At 28.8% G+C, this 10,998-nt stretch carries 6 protein-coding genes; all 6 read right to left on the reverse strand.

Going from position 1 to position 10,998, the window contains the following annotated elements; all coding sequences use genetic code 11:
- Positions 1–10 precede the first annotated feature (10 nt).
- Complete coding sequence (locus tag ACRC03_RS00360; protein ID WP_438650554.1) at positions 11–232, reverse strand: NifU family protein; 222 nt, start codon at positions 230–232, stop codon at positions 11–13.
- Positions 233–699: 467 nt separating this feature from the next.
- Complete coding sequence (gene murJ / locus ACRC03_RS00365; RefSeq protein ID WP_438650555.1) at positions 700–2,265, reverse strand: murein biosynthesis integral membrane protein MurJ; 1,566 nt, start codon at positions 2,263–2,265, stop codon at positions 700–702.
- Between the two features lie 162 nt (positions 2,266–2,427).
- On the reverse strand, positions 2,428–5,958 hold the full coding sequence (gene nifJ / locus ACRC03_RS00370) for a pyruvate:ferredoxin (flavodoxin) oxidoreductase (protein WP_438650556.1): 3,531 nt from the start codon (positions 5,956–5,958) through the stop codon (positions 2,428–2,430).
- A gap of 239 nt (positions 5,959–6,197) precedes the next feature.
- Positions 6,198–7,793, reverse strand: coding sequence for a CTP synthase (locus ACRC03_RS00375; protein ID WP_438650557.1), 1,596 nt, complete (start codon positions 7,791–7,793; stop codon positions 6,198–6,200).
- Positions 7,794–7,960: 167 nt separating this feature from the next.
- The gene (locus ACRC03_RS00380; protein WP_438650558.1) at positions 7,961–9,859 is read right to left on the reverse strand and encodes a glutamine synthetase; all 1,899 of its coding nucleotides are present in this window, start codon (positions 9,857–9,859) and stop codon (positions 7,961–7,963) included.
- Between the two features lie 145 nt (positions 9,860–10,004).
- Positions 10,005–10,574 carry an ANTAR domain-containing response regulator gene (locus ACRC03_RS00385; protein ID WP_438650559.1) on the reverse strand — a complete coding sequence of 190 codons (570 nt, stop codon included), beginning with the start codon at positions 10,572–10,574 and terminating at the stop codon, positions 10,005–10,007.
- Positions 10,575–10,998: the final 424 nt, after the last annotated feature.

Here is a 10,998-nt window from a genome sequence, read left to right on the forward strand (position 1 = left end):
AGCGCTTTTTTTATACTCCTACTACTTGCTTTACTCCTTCTACTTCTTTTACTAGTAAGTTTTCAATTACTGCTTTTAAAGTCATTGCTGCACCTGGGCATCCTTTACATGCACCTTGTAATCTTACTGATACTACACCATCTTCACTTACATCTACTAACTCTACGTCTCCACCATCTCTTTGTAATATAGGTCTTACTCTTTCAAGGACTTTTGCTACCTCTTCCTTCATGTTTAACCCCCATTAATAATTATTTTATAAATTTATTACATTATAATATTTCTATACTATAGTAATTTATCCTTTTATTTTAGTATTAATTATTTTTTTAGTAATTTTGTGTCATATTCAATATTTATATGTATAGATTTATAAATCATAATATTGTAGTACAATTGTATACATATTGTAATAAAAAATAAAGTCTTTTAGTAGACTTTATTTTTTATTACAATATGTATTAGGTTTTTCTTTTTTTATTATTCTAATTATTAAAGGATTAAGAACATATATGAAAAATATTAGATATATCATCGCTAAAATATACTGTCTTTCTAGTAAATTCACTAGTAGTGGTAAAACAGCTATAAACGTTATACTTAGATAAATTATATCTCTTGTAATATAAATCACCTCTTCATATGTACTATCTTACTCATAAATTATATCATTGTTTAGTATATATTTAAATATTACACCTAAATTTTCTTAATATTTTTTATTTTATTCAAAGCCATATTGCTTATTTCTTTTGCTTCCCTTATATTTAACATTAATACCGATGATACATATACAATTATTCCTATTCCACCACATATTATACAATTTATCGCAATAAATTTTCTATTGCTTCCCATTATATGAGAGCCAAATGTAAGTATATAATTATATAAATTATCCATAACTATCCACATTATAACTGCTGAAATAAACACTTTTATAAAAGTTATCAATATATTTTTGAATCCTAATTTTCCTATTTTTTTTCTTAAAGATATAAATAAAAGTACAGTTGTAACAATTGCAGATATAGAACTAGCTAAAGCTAATCCTCCGATTCCCATGGATTTAACTAAAACTATAGATAGAATTACATTTATTACTACCGATATTGTTGCATTCCTTACTGGAGTTTTTGTATCTTGCAAAGAATAAAATCCTTTGGCTAGAATATCTTTCAATCCATATGCTACTGTACCTACTGAATAATAAAATAGTGCTGTTGATGTTAGATATGTTGCTCTAGAATCAAAAGATCCATTCTCAAATAAAACTTTTATTATTGGATTTGAAAATACCATCATCATTACGGTTATCGGAATCATAACCAATATCATTATATTTATTGATTTTGACAAATTACGTTTAAATAAGTCAATCTTATTTTCGCTAGCTAACTTAGAAAGAATAGGATACATTATAGTTGATAGTGTTACTGCTATAACTCCTACTGCAAACATATTTAGCTTATTAGCATAATTTAAAGCAGTTCTACTTCCTTGTTCTAATGTAGATGCAAGACTTCCATTAACTACTGCATTAATTTGATTTATGTAAGATCCAAAAAATACAGGTAATACTAAGTATAATATAGATTTTATATTTTCGTCTTTAAAGTTTATTTTTATTCTATGTTTATAACCACTTTTTAGTAAAATGGGTAATTGAAATATTAATTGTCCAACATAAGCAATTAAAGTACCAAATACCATAATATAAGAATTTGTCAAAGAGCCTATAATTATTGCTACTATTGCTATTATATTAAATGGTATTGTCACTAACCCCGATATGTATACATTTCCACTTGCTATTAAATAAGATGATATAAGGCCATTAGTTGCTATAAATATCATTGCAAATATTAATATTCGTGAGTATGTTACAGCTAAATTAAATACTTCTCCTTTAAATCCTACTGCAAATATTTTTACAATATATGGTGTAAAAATAATTCCTACTATAATAAGCAGCATACTTATTAATACTACTATATTAAGTACATTACTTGTAAATTTATCAACTTCTTCTCTACCATTTTTTTCTTTTATCTTAAAATACATAGGTATAAATGTAGTTCCAAGTGCAGCACTTATTCCATCAAATAAAACTACTGGTATATTTAAAGCTGTAAGGTATGCATCTGTTATGTTACCCGCACCAAATGCTTGTGCTAATACAATATCTCTAAAGAATCCAGTTACTTTTGATACCAATATTATAATCATTAAAATTACAGCTGTTTTCTTAGTGGATTTTGACATACGTATCCTCTTTTCTGAATTAACCTATACTTATATTTTTATCATACAACTAAATTCTTATAATTTATCTTTTGTAATATATAAATATTATATCAAAAAATGAAAAATGTAAAACGCAAAAGAGTGCATACTATTTTCTAGTATGCACTCTTTAAATATATATTAACCTTGATTTGCTAATCTCTTATAACTTTCATATCTATCTTTAGAATTTTGCTCTGCTAAGCTAAATAATCCATCTGCTACGTCTGGATATTGCTTAGCTATTGCTGAATATCTAACTTGAGCCATTATGAAATCTCTAAAGCTTTCAGTTGGTTCTTTAGAATCTAAACTAAATGGATTCTTTCCTTCTTCTTTAAGAATAGGATTATATCTATATAAATGCCAGTAACCACATGCAACAGCTTGAGCTTGGTTAGCTGATGTTCTTCCCATTCCTTCTTTTAATCCATGAGATATACATGGTGCATAAGCTATTATTAATGATGGTCCATCATAGTTCTCAGCTTCTATTATAGCTTTTATTAGTTGATTTTTATCTGCACCCATAGCTACTTGAGCTACATATACATTAGAATAGCTCATTGCCATCATACCTAAATCTTTCTTTCTAGATCTCTTTCCTGCTGCTGCAAATTTAGCCATCGCTGCTACTGGAGTAGATTTAGAAGCTTGCCCTCCTGTGTTAGAGTATATTTCAGTATCAAATACTAATACATTTATATCCTCTCCAGATGCAAGTACATGGTCAAGACCACCATATCCTATATCATATGCCCATCCGTCTCCACCTAGTATCCATTGTGATTTCTTAACTAGATAGTCTTTTCTATCTTTAATTTCATCTACTAATTCCTTAGCTCTTCCACTACAATTACAACTTTCTATAACTTCTAGTACTTTTTTACTAGCTTCTTTTGAACCTTCTCCACAATTCATATTATCTAACCAATTCTTAAAAGCATCTTTACAACAAGATACATCTTCTATAGATAATAACTCATTCATTGTATCTACTAGCTTAGCTCTCATTTGTTTAACGGCTAAATACATACCATATCCAAATTCTGCATTATCTTCAAATAAAGAGTTTGCCCAAGATGGACCTTTACCTTCATGATTTGTAGTGTATGGTGTTGTTGGTGCTGAGCCACCCCATATTGAAGAACAACCAGTAGCATTTGCTATCATCATTCTATCTCCAAATAATTGAGTAGCTAGCTTCATGTATGCAGGCTCGCCACATCCAGCACATGCACCAGAGAACTCTAGAAGCGGTGTTTTAAATTGTGAATCTTTAACAGTGTTCCCTGCTACTAGATGACCTTTATCAGACACATTAGCCATTGCAAATTCCCAATTTGGTATTTCTTGATCTGTTTGAGTTTCTAAAGGTTTCATTACTAAAGCTTTTTGCTTAGCTGGGCATACATCTGCACAGTTTCCGCATCCTGTACAGTCCATAGTGTCTACTTGCATTCTATATTGAAGTCCTTCAAATGCTTTACCTATAGCTTTCTTAGTTTCAAATCCATTAGGTACTTTTTGTAATTCATCTTCATTTAATAAGAATGGTCTTATTGTTGCATGAGGACAAATGTAAGAACATTGATTACATTGAATACAATTTTGCGCTATCCATTCAGGTACATTTATAGCTATACCACGTTTTTCATAAGCTGATGTTCCTGCTGGGAATGTACCATCTTCTATTCCATTAAATGCACTAACAGGTAAACTATCTCCATCTTGCGCATTAATCGGTCTTAATATATTTTTTATAAATTCAGGTTCTTTTTCATCTATAGTGTTATTATCAACTACAGTTGCCCAAGATGCTGGAATATCAATTTTTACTGATGCATTTTTGCCTTGTTCTACTGCTTCATAGTTCATATTAACTATTTTTTCACCTTTTTTACCATAAGCTTTATGGATAGATGTTTTTAGATAGTCAGTTGCTTCTTCTTCTGGTATAATATTGGCTAATTTAAAGAAAGCTGATTGCATTATCATATTTATTCTATTTCCAAGCCCTATTTCCTGAGCTATTTTCGTAGCATTTACTGTATAGAAATTAATATCATTTTTAGCTATATAATTTTTCATTTTAGCTGGTAAATGAGTTTCTAATTCTGATTCATCCCAAATTGTATTTAATACAAATGTTGCTCCTTTTTTAAGGCCTTTTAATAAATCATATTGATTTACATATGATTGATTATGACAAGCGATATAGTCTGCATTATCTATTAGATATGTTGATCTTATAGGTGTATCACCAAATCTTAAGTGAGACATTGTTATACCACCAGATTTTTTAGAATCGTATGCAAAATAAGCTTGTGCATATTTTTTGGTATTGTCACCTATGATTTTTATTGCTTGCTTGTTCGCTCCAACAGTACCATCAGAACCTAATCCCCAGAATTTACAGTTAATTGTTCCTTTAGAATCTAGTTTATAGTTTTCGTCTACATATATAGATGTGTTAGTTACATCATCATCTATGCCCACTGTAAACAAGTCTTTTGGATTATCACTTGCTAGATTATCAAATATAGCTTTTATACTTGCTGGTGTTACATCTTTTGATCCTAGTCCATATCTTCCACCTATTATCATAGGAGCATTTTTTTCATTGTAGTATGCAGAACGGACATCTAAGTACAATGGCTCTCCTATTGCTCCTGGTTCTTTAGTTCTGTCTATTACACATATTTTTTCTACACTCTTAGGTACTACATCTAAGAGATGTTTGATTGAAAACGGTCTATATAAATGAACCTTAACTAGTCCTAGCTTTTCTCCTTTAGAGTTTAATTCATCTATTGTTTCTTCTATTGTTTCTGTTACTGATCCTATTGCTATTATTATGTTTTTAGCATCTTTATCTCCATAGTAATTAAATAATCCATATTTTCTTCCTGTTAACTCTCCCATTTTATTTAAATAATCTTCTACTATAGGAACAATAGCCTCATAGTATTTATTACAAGCTTCTCTTGTTTGGAAGTAGATATCTGGATTTTGAGCTGTACCACGAGTAACTGGATGTTCCGGTGATAATGCTCTTTCTCTAAATTCTTTTAGAGCTTTATAATCTATTAATTTTGCATAATCTTCATATTCTAAAACTTCTATTTTTTGTATTTCATGTGATGTTCTAAATCCATCAAAGAAATGAATAAATGGTAATCTTCCTCTTATTGCTGCTAAATGTGCTACTGGTGCTATATCAGCAACTTCTTGTACTGAACCTGATGCTAACATTACACATCCTGTTCCTCTTGCTGCCATAACATCTTGATGGTCTCCAAATATTGATAAAGCTTGTGCAGCAAGAGCACGTGCACTTACCTGAAATACACCTGGAAGTAATTCTCCTGCTACTTTATACATATTTGGAATCATAAGTAGTAAACCTTGTGATGCTGTAAATGTAGTTGTAAGAGCTCCTCCTTGTAAAGAACCATGGAAAGCTCCTGCTGCTCCACCTTCTGATTGCATCTCTACAACACTTACTTTTTGATTGAAAATATTTTTTAATCCTTGTGCTGCCCATTCATCTACAGACTCTGCCATATTTGAAGATGGTGTAATTGGAAAGATTGTTGCTACATCTGTAAATGCATATGCTACATGTGCTGCAGCGGTATTACCATCAATTGTTTTTATTACCTTTGCCATAGTTACTCTCCTTTTATATGTATTGTTACTAATATTTCATTCCTATTTATTATTAACATATAAATGATTATTTATTATTTTTTTTGTAAAATAATAAATAATCATTTAATTTCACATAAGCAACGTATCAAGTAAATATTTAATGTATCAAAAGAACTGCTAGTTACGCAAAATACCCTCTATGGTTATAATTAATTAATTAAAATTTGTACTCTAAAGGGTATTTTTATAATTACTATTTATATTTCTATAGATGATTTTATGAAATCTCTAAATAATGGGTGTGGCTTTGTTGGTCTAGACTTAAATTCGGGATGAAATTGAACTGCTACAAACCATGGATGATTTTTAATTTCTATCACTTCAACTAGTTTTTCATCTGGAGAAACTCCTGCTATTGTTAATCCAGCTTCAATTAGTTGCTTTTTATATTCATTATTAAATTCATATCTATGTCTATGTCTTTCATATATTAATTTTTCTTTGTAAGCTTCATAGGCTTTAGTTTCTTCAAGTAATTTACATGGATACACACCTAATCTCATAGTTGCACCTTTATCTTCTATCTCTTCTTGTTCTTCCATTATATGTATAACTGGATGAGTAGTTTTATCATTCAACTCAGTAGAATGTGCATCTTCGAATCCTAATACATTTCTTGCAAATTCTACTACAGCTAGTTGCATACCTAGACAAATTCCTAAAAATGGTATTTTATTTTCTCTAGCATATTTTATAGCCAGTATTTTTCCTTCTATTCCTCTATCTCCAAATCCACCAGGAACCAATATTCCTTGCATGTTTTCTAATAATTCATCTTTATTTTCTTCACTAATATCTTCTGAATTTATCCATTTTATATTTATCTTAGCTCCATTATATATTCCTGCATGCTTTAATGCCTCTGCTACTGATATATACGCATCTTGAAGTTCTACGTATTTACCTACTAAAGCTATGTTTGCATTTTTATTTAACTGTTTTTCTTTTTCAACAACAGCTTCCCACTCTGATAAATTTGATTCTTTTGTATTTAGTTTTAATTTATTAATTACTAATTCATCTAAACCTTCATTTTTTAACATTAACGGTACTTCATATAGTGTATCTGCATCTAAATTTTGTATTACACTACTCGATTTAACATCACAGAATAATGCTATTTTTGACTTAATATCTTCTGATAAGCATTTTTCTGTTCTGCATACTATAATGTCTGGTTGTATACCTATACTTCTAAGTTCTTTTACTGAATGTTGTGTTGGTTTAGTTTTTAATTCTCCTGATTTATTTAGATACGGAACTAAAGTAACATGTATATAAGCCACATTGTCTTCTCCTACGTCATGCTTTACTTGTCTTATCGCTTCTAAGAATGGTAGCGATTCTATATCTCCTACGGTTCCCCCTATTTCAGTTATAACTACATCAAATTTATATCCTTTTCCTACTCTATACACTCTATCTTTTATTGCATTTGTTATATGAGGTATAACCTGAATAGTTTGACCTAGGTAATTTCCTCTTCTTTCCTTATTTATTACAGACCAATATATTTTGCCTGTAGTTATACTTGAATTTTTCGATAAGTTTATGTCTACAAATCTTTCATAGTGTCCTAAATCTAAATCTGTTTCTGCTCCATCTTCTGTTACAAATACTTCTCCGTGTTGATAAGGCGACATTGTTCCTGGATCAATATTTATGTATGGATCAAATTTTTGAATAGTTACATTTAATCCTCTTGATTTTAATAACCTTCCTAAAGATGCAGCTGTTATTCCTTTCCCTAAAGATGATACAACTCCACCTGTTACAAATATATACTTAGTCAATGTATTGAACCTCCTGTAAAAATTTGATTAATATACCCCTATTTGAATTTTACGGCATATAAGAAATTATATTCTATTTAATATTACAACTGTCTATTTTTAATATTTTTTATATTGTTACAATATAAAGAAGTCTTTAAAAAAGACTTCTTTATAATAATGTATTATTAATACAAGTTTTTCTTATAGTGTATATATCTATCTTGTATTTCTTTCATTTTAGCATTCATTTCTAATTGTAAATTAGATGCAGTTTCATAATCTTCATTTTCTAAAGCTTCTTTTATTTGTGCAAATAGTGCTTTTTTAGTCATAGTATTTTTCATTAAATACTTTTTAAGTGATTCTATGTTATTCCAATGTAATTCATCTAATGCATCCATATTGTCTGGAGTATGATTTTTTTTACATTCTCTTATAATTTCTGTATTGTTTTCTATTATTCTATAAGTTAATTCTTTACACCATCTTTCTAGTATACCTACCTTGAAAGAATTTATTATCTTTTCCATAAATACATCACCTTGGCTTAATGATTCCAGCTTATGAGAATATAACTCTAAGTTTTTTATATTTTCATATACTGTTGCTGGTGGAGTAGAGTATCTTTTATTTCTTTCTTCTTCTGTATAATGTTCAAATACATCATTTTCATCTCTATATGCTCTATTTTTATCTAAGTATAATCCATCCTCTCCAACATCTTTTGATAATTCTTTTTCTAATTCTTTAATTGTCAGCTTACTTTTGGCTACTGCAGTTATTCCATGTAACATTACCTGATATAATCCAGCTAATACTAGATAAGTATTTGAAAGTGGATTTGGTGCTCTTAATTCAAATCTAGTTGCAAGAGGGTTATTCATATCCCTTATAAGTCCTATTAATATAGATCTATTTCTTGATGGCGTATTATAACTATGACCTAGTGATGTTACTATACAAACAGGTGCTTCAAATCCTGGCACCAATCTATTAAATGCATCATTTGAAGACGTTACTATTGGATTTAAAACTTCATAGTTTCTAAGCACTCCCATTAATGCTCCATATCCTATTTCACTCATATAATCTTTATCCATTACTTTAGGTGAAAATAAGTTTTGTATACTTCCATCTGCTAATTTAACACTTACACCAACATGAGTATGCTCACCATTTCCAGCTACTCCATAAAGTGGTTTTGCCTTAAAGTTTACCTTAAGTCCATGTAGTGCAAATATATCTTCTACAACCTCTCTTATAATTAATTCGTTATCTGCAGCTTGAATTGGATTAGAGAATTTCCAGTCAATTTCTAATTGTTCCATAGCATGTTTAATATTTCCATCTATACTTACTGAACTATTTATTCCACCGACTTCTTTATGACCCATCTCTGGTTCAACACCCATCATTTGCAGTACTCTTAATGTTTTTTCTAATGCAGTTCTTATAACTCCATGAGTTCTCTTCCAATATTGTTCTTTTAAACTTTGCGATACGTACAGTTTTTCATAATCAGCTTTATCTTCAGGAGTCTTTACCCATAGTTCTAATTCTGTTGCTGCGGTTAACATTATATTTTCTATATCTTCAACACTATTTATTCCTATATTATTTATCATATGAGGATATTCTTTAAATAGCTCAGTTATTGATTTTCTAAAGTTATTTACAGCCTTTTCTAATATACCTCTTGAACAAACTTTTTCTCCATTATGGAATAAGAATGCTGGCATTTTTAATGTACCTACAGGTAAACCTGTACTTTCATCTATATAATCATAGTTATAATCTATATACCAATTAACGTTACTATCAGGTAATAAATCTACCTTTGCATCATTTAAAGTTGCTATTTCATTAAGTTCAACACTTGAACCATCAGTTTGTATTCCATTTTTTAAAAAATTCTTTGGGTCATCTAAGAATATTTCTACAGGTATTTTTTCATCAGTTGCATTTCCTCCTATATCAACACCCATAAGAGATACAAATTTTATATTTTTATTTTCTAATAATATTTTTGCTATTTCTGATTCATTTAAATTATTTGGTTTTACTACATACAATAACTCTTTCATATTTTTCCTCCTAATAATATATTTTTTTATTATTAAATTCTTTACCATCAAAAATGGGGCTTAAAAATATATTAATATTATTATTAATACTATTTTTAAGCCCCATTGCTCATAAACAAAATACATCCTTGTATTTGTATGTATATTAAATTTTAAATTTATAACTTACGATAATAAATTCCGATATTTCTCTCATTGTTACTCTTTTTTCCATACTATATTTCCTAATTTTTGAGTAAGCTTCATCTTCAGTAAGATTTTCATTCACCATAAGTATTCCTTTTGCCTTATCGATTGCTTTTCGGTCTTCAAATTTTTGCTCTATTGCTTCTTTTTCTTTTTTAATTTTTCTAAATTCATTGCCTGTATATATGGCAATTTCTATAGTAGAAATTAAATGTTCTTTCTCTATCGGTTTAAATACACAACCTCTAGCTCCAACTATTTTTATTTTGTTTATTATATCTTTATTTACTTTTTGTACTAGGAAAACTATCGCTCCTGCTATATCCTCTTTACTTATAATTTGAGCTGCACTAATTCCATCTAATAAAGGCATTTCAATTTCCATTAAAACAATATCTGGGTTATGTTGCCTACAAACCTTTATGGCATCAAATCCATCATAAGCTTCAGCTACTACTTTATAACCAACACCCTCTATAGTTCGCCTTATTTCTTCTCTTATGCTAGCTTCATTGCCTGTAATAACCACTCTCAAAGTAATAACCACCTTTAAAAATAAATAAAAACTCTAAAAAATAGTCTACGCTATAAAATAGTAGCACTAATTCTAAAGAGCTTCATTGCTTCAATCTATATACACCCCATTGTGTATCTTTAATTTATTGTATTAATTTTTCCATAAAATGTCAACAATTTTGAATATTTTTTATATATTAAATTTTTTATTATTTTGAATATACTCCCTGAATTATATAGATAATATTATTCAATTTAATTAATTACAACAATCATTAAAATTAATAAAAGATATAATCATATTTTTTATAATTATATCTTTTTGAGTACTTATTTGTAATATATTATCTTATATATTTTTCAAGTATTTTATTTAAAAATATAGAGTTAACACAAAATATAATTCCATATCCAATTATTAAATAGAAAAATACAAT

The sequence above is a fragment of the Romboutsia sp. genome, from assembly GCF_051659545.1.
GTDB lineage: Bacteria > Bacillota > Clostridia > Peptostreptococcales > Peptostreptococcaceae > JBOFOR01.